This window comes from Pseudozobellia thermophila (genome assembly GCF_900141855.1).
Classification (GTDB): Bacteria; Bacteroidota; Bacteroidia; order Flavobacteriales; family Flavobacteriaceae; genus Pseudozobellia; species Pseudozobellia thermophila.
In genome coordinates this window covers 25988-46544 of sequence record NZ_FQYU01000005.1, presented here as the reverse complement: position 1 = coordinate 46544, position 20557 = coordinate 25988, and the positions used below count along the sequence as shown (strand labels likewise).

The 20557-nt window shown below is 49.6% G+C and carries 15 protein-coding genes and 1 riboswitch; all 15 genes read right to left on the bottom strand.

Features of this window, described 5'->3' with window-relative positions:
• Positions 1-70: 70 nt before the first annotated feature.
• Complete coding sequence (gene metF, locus BUB37_RS13430; RefSeq protein ID WP_072994342.1) at positions 71-1024, bottom strand: methylenetetrahydrofolate reductase [NAD(P)H]; 954 nt, start codon at positions 1022-1024, stop codon at positions 71-73.
• 183 nt (positions 1025-1207) lie between these two features.
• Positions 1208-3928 carry a methionine synthase gene (metH, locus tag BUB37_RS13420; RefSeq protein ID WP_072994340.1) on the bottom strand — a complete coding sequence of 907 codons (2721 nt, stop codon included), beginning with the start codon at positions 3926-3928 and terminating at the stop codon, positions 1208-1210.
• A gap of 18 nt (positions 3929-3946) precedes the next feature.
• Complete coding sequence (locus tag BUB37_RS13415) at positions 3947-4948, bottom strand: homocysteine S-methyltransferase family protein (protein WP_072994339.1); 1002 nt, start codon at positions 4946-4948, stop codon at positions 3947-3949.
• 145 nt (positions 4949-5093) lie between these two features.
• Positions 5094-5200: riboswitch (SAM riboswitch) on the bottom strand.
• 151 nt (positions 5201-5351) lie between these two features.
• On the bottom strand, positions 5352-6413 hold the full coding sequence (locus BUB37_RS13410; protein ID WP_072994338.1) for an NAD(P)/FAD-dependent oxidoreductase: 1062 nt from the start codon (positions 6411-6413) through the stop codon (positions 5352-5354).
• 5 nt (positions 6414-6418) lie between these two features.
• Positions 6419-7231: a uroporphyrinogen-III C-methyltransferase gene (gene cobA / locus BUB37_RS13405; RefSeq protein ID WP_072994337.1), complete on the bottom strand. Its 813-nt coding sequence runs from the start codon at positions 7229-7231 to the stop codon at positions 6419-6421.
• 6 nt (positions 7232-7237) lie between these two features.
• A complete protein-coding gene (locus BUB37_RS13400; protein ID WP_072994336.1) occupies positions 7238-9328 on the bottom strand; it encodes a HEPN domain-containing protein in 2091 nt (696 codons plus the stop codon).
• A 119-nt stretch (positions 9329-9447) separates the two neighbouring features.
• On the bottom strand, positions 9448-10695 hold the full coding sequence (locus BUB37_RS13395) for a sulfate adenylyltransferase subunit 1 (protein ID WP_072994335.1): 1248 nt from the start codon (positions 10693-10695) through the stop codon (positions 9448-9450).
• A gap of 41 nt (positions 10696-10736) precedes the next feature.
• The gene (gene cysD / locus BUB37_RS13390; protein ID WP_072994334.1) at positions 10737-11636 is read right to left on the bottom strand and encodes a sulfate adenylyltransferase subunit CysD; all 900 of its coding nucleotides are present in this window, start codon (positions 11634-11636) and stop codon (positions 10737-10739) included.
• Positions 11637-11686: 50 nt separating this feature from the next.
• Complete coding sequence (locus BUB37_RS13385) at positions 11687-12313, bottom strand: phosphoadenosine phosphosulfate reductase domain-containing protein (RefSeq protein WP_072994532.1); 627 nt, start codon at positions 12311-12313, stop codon at positions 11687-11689.
• Positions 12314-12324: 11 nt separating this feature from the next.
• On the bottom strand, positions 12325-12588 hold the full coding sequence (locus tag BUB37_RS13380; RefSeq protein WP_072994333.1) for a DUF2061 domain-containing protein: 264 nt from the start codon (positions 12586-12588) through the stop codon (positions 12325-12327).
• Positions 12589-12954: 366 nt separating this feature from the next.
• Complete coding sequence (locus tag BUB37_RS13375; RefSeq protein ID WP_072994332.1) at positions 12955-14268, bottom strand: dipeptidase; 1314 nt, start codon at positions 14266-14268, stop codon at positions 12955-12957.
• A 55-nt stretch (positions 14269-14323) separates the two neighbouring features.
• Positions 14324-15781, bottom strand: a complete 1458-nt coding sequence (locus BUB37_RS13370; protein ID WP_072994531.1) for a SusD/RagB family nutrient-binding outer membrane lipoprotein — start codon at positions 15779-15781, stop codon at positions 14324-14326.
• A gap of 27 nt (positions 15782-15808) precedes the next feature.
• The gene (locus BUB37_RS13365) at positions 15809-18931 is read right to left on the bottom strand and encodes a SusC/RagA family TonB-linked outer membrane protein (RefSeq protein WP_072994331.1); all 3123 of its coding nucleotides are present in this window, start codon (positions 18929-18931) and stop codon (positions 15809-15811) included.
• A gap of 152 nt (positions 18932-19083) precedes the next feature.
• Positions 19084-19314, bottom strand: a complete 231-nt coding sequence (locus tag BUB37_RS21465) for a hypothetical protein (RefSeq protein WP_139278115.1) — start codon at positions 19312-19314, stop codon at positions 19084-19086.
• A gap of 108 nt (positions 19315-19422) precedes the next feature.
• Positions 19423-19833 carry an RrF2 family transcriptional regulator gene (locus BUB37_RS13360; protein WP_072994330.1) on the bottom strand — a complete coding sequence of 137 codons (411 nt, stop codon included), beginning with the start codon at positions 19831-19833 and terminating at the stop codon, positions 19423-19425.
• Positions 19834-20557 lie beyond the last annotated feature (724 nt).

Genomic DNA, 20557 nt, shown 5'->3' with positions numbered 1-20557 from the left:
CCTAAAAAATGGTAGGCGGCCCAAAACGGGCCGCTGCTTCTTCCTTTTTGGGCCATGCGCAAACCCGCCATTAAAACACCTTTTCGGCAATAGCCCTAATATTGTCCGACTTGCCCATCGAATAATAGTGCAATACGGGCACACCGGCGTCCTTTAGCTCCTTCGATTGCTGAATGCACCATTCTACGCCCACCTGGCGCACTTCCTTGTTCGTCGCGCAGGCATCGACGGCATCGACAAGGTCTTGGGGCAGGTCGATCCTAAAAACCTGGGGCAGCAACTGAAGGTGCCTTTTTACCGCAATGGGCTTTATTCCCGGTATGATCGGCACATCGATCCCCATGGCCTTGGCGGCGTCGACAAACTCGAAATACTTTTGGTTGTCGAAGAACATCTGGGTCACCACGTAGTCGGCCCCGGCATCGACCTTTTCCTTTAAGCGCTTCAGGTCCGATTTCAGCGAAGGGGCCTCCAAGTGTTTTTCAGGGTAGCCCGCCACCCCGATGCAAAAATCGGCGCAGTTATCGGTCTCGACCGTGTCGTGCAGGTAGTTGCCGCAATTCAGGTCCTGTATTTGCCTTACCAGGTCGACGGCGTAACTATGTCCGCCTTGGGTCGGCTTAAAGTATTTTTCCTCGCGCATGGCATCCCCACGCAGGGCCATAACATTGTCGATGCCCAAGTAGTGGCAGTCGACCAGCAAATACTCCGTTTCCTCCTTGGTAAAACCGCCACAGAGCACATGGGGCACCGTATCCACATCGTACTTGTGCTTGATCGAGGCGCAGATGCCCACCGTACCCGGGCGCATCCGGGTCAATTTCTTGTCCAAGAGTCCGTCCCGATCGATATAGACATACTCTTCCCTCGAAGTGGTCACATCAATGAACGGAGGGTCAAACTCCATCAACGGATCGATATTGTCGTACAATTCCTGTATGTTCTTCCCCTTGACAGGCGGAATGATCTCAAAGGAAAACAAGGTTTTCCCTTTTGCTTTCTTAATATGGTCGGTTATTTTCATTTACTTTCAATATATCTATACCCAAAACAATTTTATTTTATCTACACGGGGCGTTACCGCCCTACTTCGCAGGCCGGTCGGGCTTTCGGCTTTATTTTCGAGCTTCGCTCAAAAGATACCGCCTCAATCCCTAACGCGGGCCCCTTGGCCAGCCATTTTTAAGAACGCCCCTTCGCGCCTTGCTCAATCGTCCGCTATATTGGGGGCCAGCCATTTGGCCGCCTCCGCGTAATCCATGCCTTTTCTTTGTGCAAAATCGCGCACTTGGTCTTCCTTAATTTTCCCGAGGCCGAAATAGCGGGCCCCGGCATTGCCGAAATAATAGCCCGACACCGATGAGGCGGGCCACATGGCCAGGCTGTCGGTCAGTTTCACCCCGATCCGCTCCTCTACCTTCAAGACCTCCCAAATGGTCAGCTTTTCCAAGTGATCCGGACAGGCGGGGTAGCCCGGGGCGGGCCGTATGCCCTTGTACTTTTCCTCGATCAAGGCCTCGTTGTCCAAGTTCTCGTCGGCGGCATAGCCCCAATATTCCGTCCTTACCTTTTTATGAAGGTATTCGGCAAAGGCCTCGGCCAAGCGGTCGGAAAGGGCCTTGATCATGATCGAGTTATAATCGTCGAGGTCCTTTCTGTATTTCCCGGCCATTTCTTCGGTACCGAATCCCGTGGTCACGCAAAAACAGCCGATATAGTCTTCCTTTCCGCTGGTCTTGGGCGCGATAAAATCGGCCAGGGCGTAATCGGGCACGCCCTCCCTCCGCTGCAACTGCTGGCGCAGGGTCCTGAAGATAAACTTTTCATGCCCTACTTCAACCTCTATGTCGTCGTCATTGTCCAAGGTATTCGCCGGAAAGAGTCCGAAGACCCCCTTGCCCCTTAACTTCTTGTTGGCCAGTACGTCGTTGAGCATATTTTGCACGTCGGCAAAAAGTTCGGTAGCCTGTTCGCCCACCACCTCGTCCTTCAATATATCGGGATAGCGGCCGTGCAGCTCCCAGCTCCTAAAGAACGGGGTCCAATCGACATAGGGCAGCAACTCCCTTAAATCGACATCCTCGATTACCTGGATCCCCATTTTTTTGGGTCTTACGATTTCCGCCTTCCCCCAATCGATTTGAAACTTGTTCTTTCGGGCCTCGGCCAGGGTTTTGTACGTCTTGTGCTGGGACCGGTTCAAAAACTTCTCCCTGAACGCATCGTAGTCTTCCTTTATCGATTTTTTATAGGCCGCCGATGTTTCCTTTTGCAGCAGGTCGCCCACCACGGTTACGGCCCTTGAGGCATCGTTTACGTGCACTACGGCCTCGCTGTATTTCGGGTCGATTTTTACGGCGGTGTGCGCCTTGCTCGTGGTGGCACCCCCGATCAACAGGGGAATCTTAAAGTTCTTGCGTTCCATTTCCTTGGCCAAGTGTACCATCTCGTCCAACGACGGGGTAATCAGGCCGCTCAGTCCGATGACATCCACCTTTTCCTCAATGGCGGTTTCGATGATCTTTTCGGGCGGTACCATAACGCCCAGGTCTACGATCTCGTAATTGTTACACGCCAGGACGACGCTTACGATGTTCTTTCCGATATCGTGTACATCGCCCTTAACGGTGGCCATGAGTATTTTTCCGTTGCCCTTTTCGTCGCCCACTTGAGGATTCAAGAGCTTTTCCTCCTCGATATAGGGCAAGAGGTAGGCCACGGCCTTTTTCATGACCCGCGCCGATTTCACCACCTGGGGCAGGAACATTTTACCGCTTCCGAACAGGTCGCCCACCACGTTCATACCGATCATCAAATGCCCTTCGATCACCTCAATGGGTTTGTTCGATGCCTGGCGGGCCTCTTCGACATCTTCAATGATAAATTGATCGATCCCCTTTACCAATGCCCGGGTAATGCGGTCTTGCAAGGGCTCTTCGCGCCACGAAAGGTCGACCTTGTTTTCCTTGGCCTTGCCCACGACCGAATCGGCAAACTCGAGCAGGCGCTCGGTGGCATCGTCCCTTCGATCGAGAATAACGTCTTCGACCATTTCCAAAAGGTCTTTGGGAATATCGTCGTAGACCTCCAGCATACTTGGGTTAACAATGCCCATGTTCATGCCCGCCTTGATGGCATGGTACAGAAATACGGAATGCATGGCCTCCCGTACGGGGTTGTTTCCCCGAAAGGAGAAGGACACATTACTTACCCCGCCGCTTACGCTGGCATAGGGCAGGTTTTCGCGGACCCATTTGGTCGCTTCGATAAAGTCCAAGGCGTTGCGCCTGTGCTCTTCCATACCCGTGGCCACGGGAAAGATGTTAAGGTCGAAAATGATGTCTTCGGGTGGAAAACCCACCTCGTTTACCAGAATATCGTAGGAGCGCTTGCAGATTTCGATACGCCTGTCGTAGGTATCGGCTTGGCCGACCTCATCAAAGGCCATCACGATTACCGCAGCACCGTATCGCTTGATCAGTTTGGCATGGTGCACGAATTCGTCCTTTCCTTCCTTTAGGCTGATCGAGTTCACGACCGATTTACCCTGAACCACTTGTAGGCCCGCCTCGATAATATCCCACTTCGAGCTATCGATCATGATCGGTACCCGGGCAATATCGGGTTCGGCAATGACCAGGTTCAAGAATTTGACCATGGCCTCCTTTCCATCGATCAGGCCGTCATCCATATTGATATCGATAATCTGGGCTCCCCCTTCGACCTGTTCGCGGGCCACATCGAGGGCCTCCTCGAATTTTTCCTCCTTGATCAGGCGCAGGAATTTTCTAGAACCGGCCACATTGGTACGCTCCCCCACGTTGATGAAATTGGAATCGGGAGTTACCACAAGGGGCTCGAGACCCGAGAGGGTCAGAAACCGTTCCTGTCCTTTCGCCGGCGGTATGTTGGTATTATTTGTTGTCATTGTCAATACGGTAAATTACTATTGCGCTGTCGAAACCGTTCTGGGATCGTACTTTTCCACCAGTTGGGCTATGGCGGTGATATGCTCGGGCGTGGTACCGCAACAGCCCCCAACAATGTTCACCAGGCCCTTCTCCACATACTCTTTGATCTGCGCCGCCATTTGTTCGGGCGTCTCGTCGTATTCGCCGAAGGCGTTCGGGAGACCCGCGTTCGGGTGTGCCGAGACGGCATGACCGGTCTTTGACGCCAACACCTCCAAATGGGGGACCAACTGATTGGCCCCAAGGGCACAATTGAAACCTACCGAAAAAACAGGTATATGCGATATGGAAATCAAGAAAGCTTCGGCCGTTTGTCCCGAAAGGGTCCTGCCCGAGGCATCGGTAATCGTACCGCTGACCATGATCGGCGGGTCTATGTTTCGCTCTTCCTTCACTTCCTCAATGGCAAAAAGAGCGGCCTTGGCGTTCAGCGTATCGAAAATGGTCTCTACCATAAGGATATCCGACCCGCCGTCGAGCAAGGCCTCTACCTGCTGTTTGTAGGCGACCCTCAATTCTTCAAAGGAGATGGCTCGAAAACCTGGGTCGTTCACATCGGGAGACATACTTGCCGTTTTATTGGTAGGGCCGATACTTCCGACTACGAACCTCGGTTTTTCGGGCTCTTTTTCGGTAAACTCGGCAGCCACTTTTTTGGCGATTTTGGCCGATTCGTAGTTGAGCTCATAAACCAGGTCTTCCATATGGTAATCGGCCATGGCAATGGTCGTACCCGAAAAGGTATTGGTCTCTATAAGGTCGGCCCCGGCCTCGAGGTACTTTCGGTGCACCTCGGCAATCGCCTCGGGCTGGGTCAGCGACAACAAATCGTTGTTGCCCTGAAGGGGATGTGGCCAATCTTTGAACCGCTCTCCCCTGAAATCGGCCTCGGTAAACTTGTAGCGCTGTAACATGGTGCCCATGGCGCCATCCAAAACCAAAATCCTTTCCTTTAATATTTCGCGTATATCTTTCATCGGTATGCTCTATTCTCACTTATGGCCTAAAAGCCTTTCTATTTGCCACCCGCACGAGCCTGTTCTCGCTCGCGATGGCGCTGCGCTGTAACAAAAAATCAATATCAAGTAAGGGAATATATAAACGGACAAGAATTGCCGCTCTTTGTTATCTGCCCCAACAAAATTGGGATAGAATGTAGCACCTTCTTTATGAGAAAAGGGTTGCCAAGGCTTCAATGGGTCTAGTCCCTCCACCTTTCTTGATAACGATTACAGTGTATAAATGAACGGTTGCAAAGTAACGTCAAGGCTTTACCAAAAACAAGTAAACCCCGACTTTTTTTCCGTAGTACAAACCTTCCGAGGCCGTGGCTGTCGGAAGGTTATGGCACTACTATCAAAATTCGTATACGGCCGAGTATTAAGAGATGCTCTGTACGACCTCTTTCTTGGCTTCTTTTTTAGACCCATCGAATCCGGTCACCCCTCCGACCGTGGTATATTTCATCACATAACGCTTGTCGGGGTTGATGATCTGGTAGGCGTATTGGCACATGACGGCCGCCTCGTGAAAGCCGGACAGGATCAGTTTCAATTTTCCTTCATAGGTATTGACATCGCCAATGGCAAAGACACCGGGTATGTTGGTCTGGTAATCCTTTGCGTTGTTGACCTTAATGGCATTGCGTTCTATTTCAAGCCCCCAATCGCCTATCGGCCCCAATTTGGGCGAAAGTCCGAACAGCGGGATAAAGTGATCGACCTCAACATAGGTTTCGCCCTTTTCGGGATCGTTGTGCTTAACGACCACGGCCTCGAGATGCTCGTCGCCATACAGTTTTTTCACCTCGGCCTCGGTGTACAGCTTGATCTTGCCCAATTTGGCCAACTCCCGTGCCTTTTCAACGGAATCGAGGGCCCCTCTGAATTCCTTTCTACGGTGGACCAAGGAAACTTCGGAGGCTACATCGGTCAAGAAAATCGCCCAGTCAAGGGCCGAGTCGCCACCTCCTGCGATGACCACCTTCTTGTTGCGATACACCTCGGGATCTTTGACCATGTAGGCCACTCCCTTGTCTTCAAAATCGACTATGTTGGAAATAGGTGGTTTTCTAGGTTCAAAGGAACCCAATCCTCCCGCGATAACCACAACGGGTGCGTGGTGTTCGGTGCCCTTATTGGTGGTCACTACAAAGGAACCGTCATCGAGCTTGTCCAAGGTCTCCGCCCTTTCCCCCAGGGTAAAACCGGGTTCGAAAGGTTTAATTTGTTCCATAAGGTTGTCTACCAAGGTACCCGCCAAAATTTCCGGAAAGGCCGGAATATCGTAGATCGGCTTCTTGGGATAGATTTCCGAACACTGCCCACCGGGCTGTGGCAAGGCATCTATCAAATGGCACTTCAGCTTTAGCAAGCCCGCTTCGAACACTGTAAACAAGCCTGTCGGACCCGCACCAATTATTAAAACATCTGTTTTTATCATATCGCTTAACTTAACTCTAATTCATGATTTTTGACAAGCTCCATAATGCGGGCCCTGTGCCCCACTACTTCCCCGATGATTATAATCGCCGGATTCGCCAATTCCTTTTGAGCGGCCACCTCCTCGATCGATTCCACGGTACCCACTCCTATTTTTTCGTCCTTTCTAGTACCGTTCTGGATAATGGCGACAGGGGTTTTCGATTTTCCCTCGGCCTTAAAGAGCGCCACTATTTGGCTTAGTTTGGACATTCCCATTAAAATGACCACCGTAGCCTTACTTTTGGCTGCCAAGGCCACATCATCGGACAGTCTATGCTCTTTGGTCGTACCCGTAATTACCCAAAAGCTCTCCGTTGCCCCCCTTTTGGTGACGGGTATGTGCTGCGAGGCAGGAACCGATAGGCACGACGAGACACCTGGCACCATTCCGATCTCGATACCGAATTGGGCCGCATATTCCATCTCTTCGGCCCCTCGGCCAAAGACAAAGGGATCCCCTCCCTTTAAGCGTACCACATGATTGCCGGAAGTTGCCCTGTCGACAATGAGCTGATTGATCTGTTCCTGTTGATAGGCATAACAGCCCTTTCGCTTCCCTACAAAAATCTGTTCCGCATTGGGTGCATATTGCAACAGTTCCGTATCGACCAAGGCGTCGTACAGAACCACATCGGCCGATTCGAGGGCCTTGATTCCCTTGAGGGTAATCAACTCCACATCGCCCGGACCGGCACCGATCACCGTCAACCGTCCACGGTTGGCAGCTGTACCGGTCTCGAACCTAAAATCGTTATATTTCCTTTTTTGGTCTTCCATTCTCGGTTACGCCTCGGCCAATTCTTGTTTTCTATACGCCTCCACGGTCTGTAAAAAGTGCCGTGCATCCTCCAAATAGCTTTTAGCAAAAGCTTCGGTGGGCTCGTTCTTATTCAGTTGCAGCGCAAGCTCCTCAAATCCGCGGCCCAGGTCTATTCGGCCCGACGCGACAAATTTGGCGTCAAAGTCCTTGATGATGCCCGCATGGGTATTTACCTTGGCCTTTTCGGCGGTCAATAGCGCCTTGGCCGAATTTACCATCGAAGTATACGAATAGTAGATACTGGCCGCCCATTTTCCGGCTTCCAAGGCTTCTTTGGCATTCTGTATTTTTTCCTCGCTCTCAAAAAGCAGGGTAGCGATCAAGTCGATGACCACACCGGCACACTCACCGATACCGATGGCCTTCTCGTAACGCTCGCTATTGCCCCAGTCAATAAAATCTTCGGGACTCAGGTTACTTACATCGGAAAGGGGGGTCAAAAAGTCATAGAAATACATTTGTCCCTTTTCTTGGTAGTAATCGGCATACGATTTACCCTTTCCGTTGGCCTCATAATCGTCGAGGATCAAACGAAGGGCCTGGGGACCGCGTTTACTGGGTATTTTCACCACCTTATCGGCAAAACGCCCGTTTCCGTTACCGTCGTTGCTTCCGCCCAACAGTACCTGCAGGGCCGGGGCCACCAACTTGTCCTTGGTTCTAACGCTCATTCCCTGAAAACCGATATGGGCCATATTGTGTTGGCCACAGGCGTTCATGCACCCACTGATCTTTATGGTCACATCATCATTGGCGATATAGTGCGGATATTCGGTTCTGATAACCCGCTCCAATTCTTCGGCAATTCCCGTACTGCTCGCAATACCCAAATTACAGGTATCGGTACCTGGGCATGCCGTAATATCCAATGCCTTGTTATAGCCTGCTTCGGTAAAGCCCAAGTTGGAAAGTTCTTGGTAAAAGAAAGGCAGCAACCCTTCCCTAACGTAGGGGATTAAAATATTTTGGCGCAACGACAGACGAATTTCGCCCGCGGCGTACTCGCTTACCAAATCGGCCAATTTCCTGGCTTTGTCGGTATACCAATCGCCCAGGAGCACCTTGATTCCTATGGCCACAAAGCCTTGCTGCTTTTGCGGGACAAGGTTGGTCGATTTCCATGCCTCGAAAGCATTTTTATCCGCTATCTCAACTTGGGGCACTTCCACTTGGGCCACCTCAACCTTGGGATAGGCTTCCGCATCGATAGGATACGACTGGTAAGGAACGGCTTTTTGTTCCTCGGCCAACAAGGCCTTGAATCCGTCAAGGCCGATATCCTTTATCAAGAACTTCATACGTGCCTTGGCCCTACTCTTTCGTTCGCCGTATCTGTCGAAGACGCGAACGACCCCATCCATCAATGGAATGATCTTATCGCTCTCCAAAAAATCAAAAAGCACATCGGCATGCCGCGGTTGTGAACCCAGTCCACCGCCCAACATTACCTTAAAGCCCCTTACCCCATCCTTAAGTTTGGCGATAAAGCCCAGGTCGTGCATATAGGAAAGTCCGGTATCGGCGTCGCTCGCCGAAAAGGACACCTTGAACTTACGTCCCATCTCTTGACTGATCGGGTTACGCAAAAAATACTGAAAAAGGGCATGGGCATAGGGCGAAACATCAAAAGGCTCGTCTACATCGATGCCGGCGGTTTCACTGGCGGTTACGTTCCGTACGGTATTACCACAGGCTTCGCGCAACGTTACGTCGTCCTTTTCAAGTTCGGCCCAAAGCTCGGGAGTCCGGTTCAGGTCGACATAATGGATCTGGATGTCCTGCCGGGTGGTTATGTGCAAACGGCCGGTCGAATACTCGTCGGAAACGTCACAGATACGCTTCAACTGCTTTGAAGTTACCTTTCCGTAGGGCAGTTTGATACGGATCATCTGCACCCCTTGTTGACGCTGGCCATACACTCCCCTGGCCAAACGAAGGCTTCGGAATTTTTCCTCGTCGACCTTTCCTTCTTGAAAAAGCCTGATTTTCCTTTCCAGCTCGAGGATGTCCTTTTCAACAACGGGATTCTCTATTTCGGTTCTAAAACTCTGCATGTTTCTTCTTGTTTTCAAACTCCGGACAACTACCTCCGAGTATTTTATTATATTTTTCCTATAGATTTAATAGATAATAAGACAACGCTAAGTGCGGTTCCTTTTTTCCTAGTCTTCCTTTAGCTGATGAACCCTGCGCCGACCGTATTGTTGGTTTGGGTATCGATCAAGATAAACGAACCGTTGGTGCGGTGGTCTTTGAACTTATCGTAAAAGATAGGCTTGTTCAACTTAAAGCTCACCTGGGCGATATCGTTCATGCCCAGACCGTCGACCTCAGTTTCGATACCCGAATAATCGGGGTTGATCTTATGGTGTATGTTATCGACCTTGGCCAACACCTTGTTCACGCCGTGCTGTACGACGTATTTTTTTCCGGGTGTCATTTTATCGGAGTCCATCCACGATACGGTCGCGGTAAACTGCTTGTCGATTGTCGGCAGATCCCCTGCCTTGACCAACATATCGCCCCTACTCAGGTTGATCTCGTCTTCTAGGGTAATGGTTACCGACGAACGCCGTGCGGCGGTTTGATATTTTTTATCGTAAAAATAGATTTCCTTGATCCTTGAGCGGGTCTGTGACGGAAGTGCCACCACCTCGTCGCCCACACTTAGCTCCCCGCCATAGACTTTTCCGGCGAAACCACGGAAATCGTGATGCTCCTCGGTTTTAGGTCGGATGACGTACTGAACCGGAAACCGCGGGGTTCCCACATTGTAAACATCCTTTCGATCCAAGGCCTCGAAGTGCTCCAACAGGGCCGGACCTGTATACCAAGGGGTTTTATCGGACTTGTTCACCACATTATCGCCCTTAAGCGCACTTACGGGAATAAAGGTGATTTTCTGGTCTTGGTAATCGCGTTTGGCCATGAGTTGTTCAAAATCGGCCTTGATCTTGTTATAGGTCTCTTCGGAGTAATCGACCAAATCCATTTTATTGATCGCCACGACCACGTCTTTGATCCGCAACAGGTTGTTGATAAAAAAATGCCTGTTGGTCTGTTCGATCACCCCTTTTCGGGCATCGATCAAAATGATGGCCGCCTGGGAGGTAGACGCCCCGGTAACCATGTTACGCGTGTATTCTACGTGGCCAGGGGTATCGGCGATGATGTAACTTTTCTTGTCGGTTGAAAAATAGATATGAGCCACATCTATGGTGATGCCCTGCTCGCGTTCGGCCACTAGGCCGTCGGTTGCCAATGAAAAGTCGAGGTAGTCGTATCCCTTGCTTTTACTGGTCTTTTCTATGGCCTCCAACTTATCGCTGGTCAACGATTTGGTATCGTACAGAATTCTACCGATCAAGGTACTTTTTCCGTCGTCTACACTTCCTGCGGTTGCAATTTTTAGTACTTCCATTTTATGCTGTAAGTTCGTTCTTCGTCGATATGCGACGCTTCTTAAAAGTATCCCTGTTGTTTTCTTTTCTCCATGGCGGCCTCGGAGCGTTTATCGTCGATACGCGCACCTCGTTCCGATATGGTCGAGTCTTTGATCTCTTCGACTACCGATTCGATATCGGTAGCGTTGGAGAAGACTGCCGCCGTACAGCTCATATCGCCAACGGTCCTGAACCTGACCATGCGCTCCAACACCTCTTCGTCCTCTTCCTGGTATACATACTCGGAGTGCGACCAGATCAGGCCGTCCCTCAAGAATACCTTTCGTTTGTGGGCAAAGTAAATAGAGGGAATCTCAATTTGTTCTTCCTTGATATAGGACCAAACATCGAGCTCCGTCCAGTTGGAGATCGGAAACACCCGGACGTTCTGGCCCAGTTCGATCTGCCCGTTCAACATATCGAACAGTTCGGGGCGCTGGTTGCGCTCGTCCCACTGGCCAAAATCGTCACGTACCGAAAAAATACGTTCTTTGGCGCGGGCCTTTTCCTCGTCGCGTCGGGCTCCACCGATACAGGCATCGAACTTGAACTCCTCGATCGCATCCAACAAGGTGGTTGTCTGCAAGGAGTTTCTACTGCTATACCTACCGGTCTCTTCCTTTACCTTGCCCTGGTCGATGGAGTCCTGAACCTTTCTTACGATAAGCTCAAGCCCCAGATCCTTCACCAGCTTATCCCTAAACTCAATGGTTTCGGGAAAGTTGTGCCCCGTATCGATATGCATCAGGGGGAAGGGTATCTTCGCCGGCCAAAAGGCCTTTTGCGCCAACCGCACCAAGGTTATGGAATCTTTTCCTCCGGAAAACAATAATACCGGACGCTCGAATTGGGCGGCCACCTCCCGTAAAATATAGATGGCCTCGTTTTCAAGGGCGTTAATATGCGATGTATCTGTCATATAATTTAAATTCCGCAGTGCATGGGCATCTGCCTATTTACATTGTCTTTTTATTGGGTATGTAAGCCGCATTCGCGGTTTTCCAACACTTTGGTCGGATCAAAATATTTGTGTTCGTTGGGCAAATCGTGTTCGGCCAGATAGGCGTCCAATTCGGCATCGCCCCAATGGTAGAAGGGGCTCACTTTAAGCACCCCGTCCTTGCCCAGACTCAGCACGTTCAACGAATCGCGCAAAGCGGTCTGCCCCTTTCTAAGGTTGGTAAACCACACGTCGGGCTTATGCACGGCCATCGCCCTTCTAAAAGGCTCCAATTTTACCTGCTCGGTAAACTCGGCATGCCTGGGATCGTCAACTTGCGGAATACCCATTACCACGTCGCGGTGCGCACTGGTCTGACGGGGCACGTATAGATCGATGTTCAGCTTTAGCCGTTGGATCAGGTCTTCGGCGTGCTTGTAGGTATTGGGGGTATTGTAACCCGTATCGCACCAAATGACGGGAATATCGCCTTTTACCTGCGATACCGCATGGAGAATATTTACCTCGTAAGGCCTAAAATTGGTGGTAAGCACAGGTCTTTCGGCATTGTCGATAGCCCAAGTGATTATCTCGGAAGGTTGCGCTCCCTCGAATTTTTTATTTAGTTGCTGTATTGTCTCTTCTGAAAAAGCCATATTTAACGAATTTATTTGCCCCAGCCGATCTTGTTCCAAACCCGTTCGTGAACGAAATAAAGGAACATTTTGGTTACGAAATCTATCGAGGCAATAGAGGCGGCTATGGCAACCTCACCGGTTAGTATATAGGAAATAAGGAGGGTATCCAAAGTGCCGATTACCCGCCAGCTTACCGCTTTGGCCACACTTCGGATGGGCCTTTCCGACTTTTTGTCCTCCGAAAACTTTTTCTTGGAAGCCTTTTTATCTAATATCAATTGATCTACAATCATGGTTTTTTCTAAAATCTATTACCCTATTAATTTAATAGAGTAAGCAAAAATAGAATTTTTTTTCAAACCAAGACGTAGCAAACCCAAAGAATTTACAATTACCCTATAGATTTAGTAGATTAATAACAAAACAGGGGAATGTTTACAGATTTATCACGTACACAGCCCTATGGCCCCACCCTTGGGAGCGATCGGGCCCGCATGTAATGGTATGGCACCATTGACCGGCAGGCATGACGGCATACAGGCCGGTCTTGGTGCGAAAATTACATCGGGTTATGGGGATGTTTCATAGCAAACCAATGGCGAAACCCCCGGTCGAAGTCGACCATTTTCAATCCAGAATACATGTCAGCAGGACCGCTATCATGCGCCAGCGGGTGACTTTTCGGAGGCTTGAATGTCCTTGGCCACTGCCTGAACCTCGTCCATTACCCGTAATAGGTTGCCCCCCCATAGTTTGGCAATTTCTTCCTCGGTATACCCCCTCTTCACCAATTCCTTGGTAACATTCAAGGTTTCGGAAGCATCTTGCCATCCGGTAATACCTCCGCCCCCATCGAAGTCGGAGCTGATACCAACATGGTCTATGCCAATTTTTTCGACCATGTAATCAATATGGTCTACAAAATCGGCAACGGTAACGCCTGTAGGGGCATCGGCTCTCCCGTTGGCGATCGAATCGGCCAAACTTCTAACCTTGCGATAGTTCTTAAAAAAGTCCTTTCGCTTGTCGTCGGGAAGACTGCGCAATTCGGAACGCTCGTACCACGTAATTCCCAGGCTATCGGCCACCTCTTTTTGTATGGTCGATAGATACTCTGACCGTATCTTGTCTTTTTCGGTATTGACATACGAACTAAAGGCCACGGTCTGGACAACGCCCCCGTTTTCCTTCATCCACTGCAACTGTTCGTCATCGAGGTTTCGGCTGTGGTCGCAGAGCGCCCTGGCCGAGGAATGGGAAGCGATGATAGGGGCTTTTGAAAGTTCTATCATTTGCCGCATCGATTCCTTGCCCGGATGGGACACGTCGATCATGATACCTACGCGGTTCATTTCGGCCACTGCCTCCCTGCCCAGTTCGCTAAGACCGTTATGGAGCCACACATCGTCTTTCTCCCCGGTATTGGAATCGCAAAACTGGCTATGCCCGTTGTGCGAAAGCGATATGTACCGGGCGCCCATATCGTAGTACCTTTGGATTTCACTTAAATCCTCACCAATGGGATAAGCGTTCTCCACCCCTATCATGGCCACCTTTCTTCCACTGGCCGCAATTTCCCTAACCTCATCCGAACTCGTGGCCAAACCGATACGGTCCGGGGCAAACTCCTCGCACAGCCTATGTATAGCCTCAAACTTGGCCATTGCATTCTTACGGGCTTTCGCATAACCTTCTTCACTCAGGGTATCCTGCCCGGTGTACACGATAAACCATACGACGTCGAGCCCCCCTTCTTCCATTTTCGGCAAGTTTACCTGTGTGCCAAGCCGTTGCGTATAGTTAACACTATCGGTAAAATTGTCGACATTGATATCGCAATGGGTATCTATTGTCAATACCTTATCGTGAATTTGTCGGGCCAATTCGTCGGGATCGGCCTCGGGTTTTTGTTTGGGAGATTCAGCGCAGCCCGCCAAAAACATCAATGCCAAGAATGCGGTAAGTTGTTTCATAATTTCAGGGTTTCTATATAATTCTTATTTCGTTCTTACCTATTAAAGTTAATGCTTATTTATTGGTAATCGGATGGGGTACGTCCCACCATAGGTTGGTGCCCAAGTTATCGGGACCTTGAAGGCTCACCGCCGCATTGTAATTTTCGGTATTGTTCGTCGGGTAATCGTTGTCGTAGCCCTGCCTTACCGGCACTGCATCGCCGTTCAGGGGCTGGGTTGCCGGTTCAAGTTCGGGGTAGCCTAGACGTCTCCATTCGCTCCAAGATTCCCATCCCTGTAAATAAAGTGCCTTCCATTTTTCTTCCGCAATCTGCTGCATGGCGGTCATGGGGTCAAGACTCAAGGGGTTATCGGCAAGATACCCATCGACATTATCCGCCCCCCACAATTCGAAGGAGGCCTCTATCCCCTTTTCGTAATAGTCGCTCGCACTCCCCGAAATCCATCCCAGTTCAACAGCCTCGGCCAAAGAGAATGCCACTTGCGAGTAGGTAAAGATATGGCCTGGCGACGAACCGTTGTAGATCACATCACTCGCTATAAAGGACACGTCTGCCGCCAACCACTCCGAGTTCGGCAAACCGTAGGGCATCCCTACATATTCAGGGGCTTCCAAAGAGACCGAAGACCTTGTATATTCGGCGTAGACCGAAATACGCGGATCGTTGTCGGCCAACAGGCGATCGATCATCACATCGCTAACGGCATAATCTTCACGTGTCTGGAACCTATCTTGCCACGGATTATCGTTATTGTCATCGCTTAAAAAGGGGTAATATATTGTTTCTTCCGATGACGCTATTGCCCCGGGCATCGCCTCTATGAACTTTGTCGCCGCATACCCGTTAGGCTCGGGATACACGTTCGACAACCTAAGGGCCATGATCATTTTTAGGGTGTTCGCAAATTTTTTCCAGCGCTCCATGTCACCGTCAAAGATAATGTCGCCCGTTGGGCCATTTCCGCCATCTATCAGGGCCAGGGCCTCATCCAAATCATTGAAGAGTCCGTCGTAGATGGCCTCTTGGGTATCAAATACGGGATAGGTATTTTCAACCCCCGAAAGGGCCTCGGTATACGGCATCATACCCCAACGATCCGTAATCTGTTGGTAAAAATAGGCCATGAGGATCTTAGCTACCGCTATTTGATTGGCATTTGAACCGTAGACGGTTTGAAGGGAAGCCGTGGCCTCATCCGAGTTTACATCGACGATGGCCATTAAGTTTACCAAGGGATTCTGGTAAAGGTAATCCGAATCAAAACTCAAGGTACCGTACCTAGAGCCATCGGTATAGGTAATTTGCGAAATCTGTTGGGTATACAAAAGGCCCATATAATCGGTAACCGCATCGCCAACATAGCGTTGCGCATAGGTTAAGAGTCCACTACTTACCACCTTCGATGTTGCATCGGGGTCTACGTTGGTTTCCCCAAAATCCACAGTATCACAAGCGGAAAGGAACAACACCCCTACTGTAAAAGAAATTTTGCCAATATATTTTTTCATGATATCCCTTTTCATTTTTAATTCGTGTTAAAAAGATAGTTTTACACCAAGTCCATACGTTCTTTGATTGGGGTCCTGTGCCGCCTCGGTCCACCTAATATCGTCGTCGGTACTGTTGTACGATTCAATTTCGGAAGGGTCTATTCCGTCGATATTGGAATAAATCAACCAAAGATTATTGGCATAGAGGTTGATGGATACCGCGTCCAAGAATGTTTTCTCTATCAACTTTTGGGGCAGGCGGTACCCAAGCGACAATTGACGCAGTTTTACATAACTCGCATCGTAGATCCACTCACCGGCCTTCCGGTTCTTTATCTTAAAATAACTGTAGGCACTGGTATAGTAAGACACCGGGCTCCCGGTCTCGCTATCGACCCCCTCTACCAGTACCCCGCCCGAACCCGGACTCGCATTTTGGGCCAAGACTTGGTTGACCTCATTGCCTTGGCTGTCCAAAACGGGGTCTCGCAAGGGATTTCCGAGCTCGTTGTCGCCCACGGTAAAATCGCCAATACCGGAGTAGGCCAAGAGTTGTGGGGTTACCGCATAGAATTCCCCACCACCTTGGAAGTCTATTGAGAAACTCATGTCAAAATTCTTATAGCGGAAAAAATTGACCAACCCACCGTTGAAGTCGGCCTGAATATTGCCCACCTTAACATAGTTGTCGGTGTAAACCGGCAGTCCGTTACTATTGATCAAGGGCGCCCCCTCTTCGTTGGTCACCAAATCGTAGCCGTAGATATTGCCCCAGTCGTCGTTGGCATCGTGCACCAGACTGGCGGTACGACCGGTGGCTACCTGAACGGAAGATACCAAATCGTTGATCTTGACGACTTTTTTGTCAAAGTTTGAAATATTGAAGTTGACATCCCATGAGAAATCGTCGGTACGGAAGGGAGAAACGTTCAGGGCCAGTTCCCACCCCTTGGTCTCTATCACGGATCCATTCCCCACGGTTTCGGCATATCCGGTTGTGCCCGTTAAGGTCAGGGCCGTCGGCAGATCCTTGTCGTCTCTTTGAAAATAGGTGAAGTCCAAACCAAATCGGTTTTGGAAAAATTTAAGTTCGGCACCTATTTCCTTCTCCTCCCTTACCCCGCCCCGTAAAAATGGGTTGGCCAAGGTTTCGGGAACACTGAGCGTTACATTTGAGCCATAGGGATTGGATACGGTATACGAGTCTTGCAACTGATAAACGTCGGGGAAGCTCGGAGCCTGGGCGATACCCGCCCTAATTTTACCAAAGCTTAAAAAACCAACCCCCTTCATCAACTCGCTAAAAATAAAACTACCCGTTAGCCCATAGGTATTTAGGGTGTTATCGTCGGGCGTGGCCGTAGACCCCCAGTCCCTCCTAAAAGAGCCGTCTATATAGGCCATATTCTTAAATCCGACGGATAGTGTGGCGAACAGGGAGTTAAGCTTTTCGTGGCTACTATCGCGTTCGTAGTTGGGGGTATCCACCGAAGTATCTATACTATAATAACCCGGGATCTGAAGTCCCCCGACCGATTCGTTTTTAAGCCACTTGTACTTTCTTTGGTTAACCTGCCCCCCAACACTCGAAACCAGGTCAAAGTCACCAAAGGAGTCGTTGTAACTCAGCTGGGTATAGGCCTCGGTAAAGCTATTCTGCTCGGTCTGTTCCTTGAACCAGGGCAATGAGAGACCGCCCCATCCGGTTCGATCGTCGAAATTGGTCAGGTCGAAGGTCCTTCTTATATCTACCAAGGCCTTTACCTTATCGCTAAAATCGTACGATAAGCCAATGCTGCCGTATACGGCATTTCGGGTTTCGTTGTTGATGTTTTCGTAAACCTCGAAATAGGGCGAGTCCCAATAAAGCGGGGTCGGGTTATCGTAAGACCTCATGTTCCAGGAGACAATCTGACCGTTACGCTCGTAATTTTTGAGGCGGTCCATATCCAACTGCCGCTGCCACCATTCGTTGAAATTACCGGCATACCCCCGTTGTTGCGGGTTGTTGAAGGTATAGCGGTATTGGTAGTTGAAGGTCCCCATAAACTTCAGTTTTTCGGTAAGGTTGTAATCGCCCTTCATCGAAATCGTCGTCTGCCTGCGCTCGTTATTGGGAATGATGAGGGTAGAATTAATATGATTGATGGTGGTTTTGATGCTGTAGTCCTCCCCGCCCTTTAAGAAACCCAAGGTTACGTTGGACGTTACCCCGGTATTGAAAAAATCGCGCACGCTGTTGGGACTGGGCGACCAAGGCCTGAGCTTCCCGTATTCGGGATCGCCTTCGATCCAGCTGTCCCAATGGCGTACCAAGGTACCGTCAAGTCTAGGGCCCCACGATTCGTCCGCCGAGTAATTCGGGATGTATTGACCATTGAGCACCGAAAATTCCTGGGTATACCCACCACCGTATTCGTCTTGATATTCGGGCAAGAGGTAAAGTTGGGAAATGGAAGAAGCAATATCGACCGTAATCTTGGACTCCCCGGGCTTGGCGCTCTTGGTCGTTATGATGACCGCACCGTTTCGGGCCTCCGGGCCATAAAGAGCGGTTCCGGCTATTCCCTTCAATACCGATATATCGGCCACATCCTCCATATTGATGCCTACGGGCGAGGTCAACTTGACACCATCGACAATATACAGCGCCCCCACTTCGCCCCGAAGCCTAATGTTGGATGCCTCAAAGGTAGAACTCGGCGAACCCACCAATTGCACCCCGGCGATTTTACCGGCCAAACCTTGACTAATATCGGTTTCCTTGGCCATTACGATATTTCCACCATCGATACTTTGCTGGGCATATCCCAGGCTTTTTTTCTCCCTTTTGATTCCCAGGGCCGTGACCACCACCTCTTCCAGTGCCTGCGAATCCTCTTCCATCATCACCTCCACTACAGATTGGCCTTCGATTAAAACCGTATGGTCTTTAAGACCTAGATAAGTAAAAATCAATGTTTGTCCCTCATCGGCCGCAATGGTATATTTTCCGTCGAAATCGGTCTGTGTACCACGGGTCGTGCCCTGAACGAGAATATTTACCCCGGGCAACGGGAGGCCGTTTTGATCGATTACCGTTCCTGAAATAACCCCTTCCTGCCCCCATGCAACATTGAACATGAACAGCAATAGCAAAACTGTTGTTTGTTTGTACTTATTGATCATTTTCTAATAGTTTGAGTGATTTTCGCTTTTTCATTCAAATATTCACAACGAATTAACTGATTTTAAGATTTTTTTTAAACTAAAATCTGAATATTATTGAATTATTATCAAATGAATAAAACGGCAGGGTATTTTTTCCCAACCCAAAATTTTTACTGCACTTTTATTTCAATATTGATTCCCGAAAAAAGACGTAAAGCGTAAGATGGAAGTAATGCCACGAGAAAAAATCCTTCGTTGACCGGTGGACTCCCACAGCCGAAGCGCCTAAGGGAGGCAAGCAGGGCATAGTTGCCCGCAGCGCCCCAAAACAATGGAATAAGAAGAGGGGTGGCGCTAGGTTTGCCTATTGGCCAAAGGCCATTCCAAGCAATAAAGGCCATGGCCTATTGGGTTGTTTTGCCTACCTACCGGCAGGGGGGGGGTACGTTCCTTAAGCCGTACGCCTATCCCGGCACAAGGAAAGATATTCGATAAAATCGAGGGGAGGGTCAAATCAGCAGGTCGGCCAAGGTATTGTTGCGGTACACCTCCAGGTTGGCATCCCGAACCTTGAGCATCAGTTTGTTGACCGAACAGGTACTCTCATCGGGGCAGTCGGTACATTTTTCGTAGAAATTCAAACTTACACAGGGCACCATGGCGATCGGCCCCTCAAGAATGCGCATCACATCGGTCATCAAGATATCCTTGGGGTCCTTTATAAGGTAATACCCCCCGCCCTTTCCTTTTTTAGAGCCCAAGAAACCACTTTTGCGCAACGACAGGAGTATGCTCTCCAAGAACTTTTGGGAGATGTTCTCACATTTGGCGATCTCGGAAATCTGTACCGGGGCCTTCTCCTTTTGCGATGCCAGGTAGGTCAGCGCCTTTAGTCCGTATTTGGTCTTTTTAGAGAGCATGGGGTAAATATAGGAAAAATTGAGACGAGTAAACAGTGGCCCTGCCCGACTAAAAACCACAAAACCCTTTCGATATCGACCAAAGAAACAAAAGCTTCCACCCCGATAGTGCGACACCTTTTTATTTTCAATTCACCCCCCCAATAACCGCAGTTCGGCAATAGCTTCTTTTGAAAAGCATGGCATTACCCAACCTTTACCCCTGTAAACAAAACAAATACCAGCGAATTCCGTCTTCCATTCTAAAGCCGTTAGAAAAGAGAGACCGCTGGACGACGAAAGACCGAACGTATTGACAAACATCACCAAGAAGCTAAGCGAGACCAGAGGCAATATCGACGAGAAAGACCTTGAGCAATTGTATCAACCATGTTACAAAGAACCTTATAAACGAATCGCTGTAACCTTTTGCCGTTGGCAAAGAGATCGAGGATTAAGTTTCCTGTAAAAGAAAACCCATTAAAACAAAAAAAGCTTCCTTCGGGAAGCTTTTTTTGTTTTCCCTCCAACCTTACAGTTCTGCCTTTGAAAAGGTCAAAAACCACCTCGATCATTACGCCCGTCCCTGTACCGTTTTAGGTCGACAATGGGCCAGAACGAAGGCGAAAAACACTTAAAAAAAACGGTACACAACGTTGATAGTTAACCATTTGTTGCAGCCATTTGATCATTTGCCTTTTGAGGCAACCTGCCATTCGAATAGATTTGGGTCAAAGAATAATTC

Coding starts and splice junctions, on each gene's coding strand:
- BUB37_RS13375 (WP_072994332.1), bottom strand. CDS start 14,268: ATGAAACAACTTACCGCATTCTTGGCATTGATGTTTTTGGCGGGCTGC.
- BUB37_RS13385 (WP_072994532.1), bottom strand. CDS start 12,313: ATGGCTTTTTCAGAAGAGACAATACAGCAACTAAATAAAAAATTCGAG.
- BUB37_RS13415 (WP_072994339.1), bottom strand. CDS start 4,948: ATGAAAGATATACGCGAAATATTAAAGGAAAGGATTTTGGTTTTGGAT.
- BUB37_RS13400 (WP_072994336.1), bottom strand. CDS start 9,328: ATGCAGAGTTTTAGAACCGAAATAGAGAATCCCGTTGTTGAAAAGGAC.
- BUB37_RS13395 (WP_072994335.1), bottom strand. CDS start 10,695: ATGGAAGTACTAAAAATTGCAACCGCAGGAAGTGTAGACGACGGAAAA.
- metH (WP_072994340.1), bottom strand. CDS start 3,928: ATGACAACAAATAATACCAACATACCGCCGGCGAAAGGACAGGAACGG.
- BUB37_RS13380 (WP_072994333.1), bottom strand. CDS start 12,588: ATGATTGTAGATCAATTGATATTAGATAAAAAGGCTTCCAAGAAAAAG.
- metF (WP_072994342.1), bottom strand. CDS start 1,024: ATGAAAATAACCGACCATATTAAGAAAGCAAAAGGGAAAACCTTGTTT.
- cysD (WP_072994334.1), bottom strand. CDS start 11,636: ATGACAGATACATCGCATATTAACGCCCTTGAAAACGAGGCCATCTAT.
- BUB37_RS13365 (WP_072994331.1), bottom strand. CDS start 18,931: ATGATCAATAAGTACAAACAAACAACAGTTTTGCTATTGCTGTTCATG.
- BUB37_RS21465 (WP_139278115.1), bottom strand. CDS start 19,314: ATGGCCTTTATTGCTTGGAATGGCCTTTGGCCAATAGGCAAACCTAGC.
- BUB37_RS13360 (WP_072994330.1), bottom strand. CDS start 19,833: ATGCTCTCTAAAAAGACCAAATACGGACTAAAGGCGCTGACCTACCTG.
- BUB37_RS13370 (WP_072994531.1), bottom strand. CDS start 15,781: ATGAAAAAATATATTGGCAAAATTTCTTTTACAGTAGGGGTGTTGTTC.
- cobA (WP_072994337.1), bottom strand. CDS start 7,231: ATGGAAGACCAAAAAAGGAAATATAACGATTTTAGGTTCGAGACCGGT.
- BUB37_RS13410 (WP_072994338.1), bottom strand. CDS start 6,413: ATGATAAAAACAGATGTTTTAATAATTGGTGCGGGTCCGACAGGCTTG.